General features: G+C 66.4%; 1 protein-coding gene. It reads left to right on the forward strand.

Translation table 11 applies throughout. The features are described from left to right. Window positions 1-69 precede the first annotated feature (69 nt). On the forward strand, window positions 70-545 hold a 476-nt coding region (locus EXE44_RS17900), incomplete at its 3' end, for a hypothetical protein (protein ID WP_137718044.1).

Below are 545 nucleotides of genomic sequence, written 5' to 3' on the forward strand. Positions count from 1 at the left end.
ACCTCCCCTCCATGCTCCGAAAGTGATCGCTCCGAAGGGTTTTACCCGACACTCACTCACGTTTTCACCATGACCGCGCTTCCCGACGCTGTCCGCGGTGCCGACAGCGTCCTCATCAGCGGTCCCCCGATGAGCGGGAAGTACGACCTGTTCAACCGGCTGCTCGCGGCGTGGTCGGACGGTCCGGTCGTCATCTCGACGGGGCGGACCGCGGAGAAGGTCCGCAGCGACTACGAGCAGCTCACGGGGAACGACGGCGACGACGTAGTCGTCATCGACTGCGTCACCCACGAGCAGGGCGACAAGCGCGACGACACGCCGACGACGAAGTACGTCGCCAGCGCGGGTAACCTCACGGATATCGGGATCAAGTTCACCGACGTCGTCGAGTCCTCGGCCGGCCGCGACCGCGCCGTCGGCGTCTACTCGCTGTCCCAGCTGCTGATGTACTGGGACCCCGAGCGAATCTACCGGTTCACCCGGGTGATGACCTCCCAGACCTCCGGGGAGGGGTGGCCGTTCGTCGGCGTCGTCGGCTCGACCGC

Source organism: Halorubrum sp. SS7, from assembly GCF_005435055.1.
In the GTDB taxonomy this organism is placed as follows: Archaea; Halobacteriota; Halobacteria; order Halobacteriales; family Haloferacaceae; genus Halorubrum; species Halorubrum salinarum.